At 36.2% G+C, this 889-nt stretch carries 1 protein-coding gene; it reads left to right on the top strand.

Features of this window, described 5'->3' with window-relative positions:
* Positions 1-631, top strand: a 631-nt coding sequence (locus A9G41_RS10250) for an antA/AntB antirepressor family protein (protein ID WP_218837697.1), incomplete at its 5' end; no start/stop codon positions are given.
* Between the last annotated feature and the right edge of the window lie 258 nt (positions 632-889).

Raw genomic sequence — 889 nt, 5'->3', positions numbered from 1 at the left:
TGATGAGTACGCATTGAGTCCAAATGATGATTATTTGCTATTGGATTATTCCCCCGAATTGGTGAATCAAAGCACAAATAATAAACAATATTCCCCAGTTTTGGGGAAAAATACCCAACGAGGTAGGCCAGAAAAAGATTACTTATTAACAATTGGAACCGCTAAAGAATTGGCGATGATTGAAAACAACGAGAAAGGACGAGCAATAAGAAAGTACTTTATACGTTGTGAAGGACACCTTAAAGAAATCGCACCAGCAATCCAGAAGAAAGCGCTTAATCGATTAAAAGCACGTTTAAAAGTCGCAGATTATAGCCGTCCTATGTGTGACGCTTTAACAGAGCAACGTAAAGCACTGGGAAAAAGCGCAAATAACACCGTATTTACTAATGAATTCGATATGATTAACCGCATCGTATTAGGTACTACATCAAGCAAATACAAGAAAGCCAATAATCTTACTGGTAATATTCGTGACCACCTAAACGAATTTGAATTAAACCATATCGCATACCTTGAGAACGCAAATATAACATTAATCCATATTGGTTACGACTATCATCAGAGAAAAGCTGAGCTAATAAAGTTATCTCATGCTTATTTGATCCGTCATATGGCACAGGTGGCTTAATTATGATGACTACATGCTCATTTAACACCCTAGCTACCCAATCTCTAAATAATCGCTTAAATTGCTATTTTGACGGGATTAACGCCACCAAAAAGATTAAATCATTTTTCTTGATTAGCAATAATTCTAGTTTCCAGTCAAAAAACTATTTTAATGGAAGCCAGTGCAAAAATGCGCACTCAGTGCGCAGCGAAAACCGTTTTTTAATGCGTACTAATCATTACATGGGGTTGAATTTTAAAAGTAGGTTTCTTGAGT

Origin of the sequence: Gilliamella sp. Nev5-1, assembly GCF_001690895.1 — a bacterium.
GTDB classification, from domain to species: domain Bacteria; phylum Pseudomonadota; class Gammaproteobacteria; order Enterobacterales; family Orbaceae; genus Gilliamella; species Gilliamella apicola_C.
Note: the sequence above shows the minus strand (reverse complement) of the source record. Positions and strands in the feature narration are given on the sequence as shown.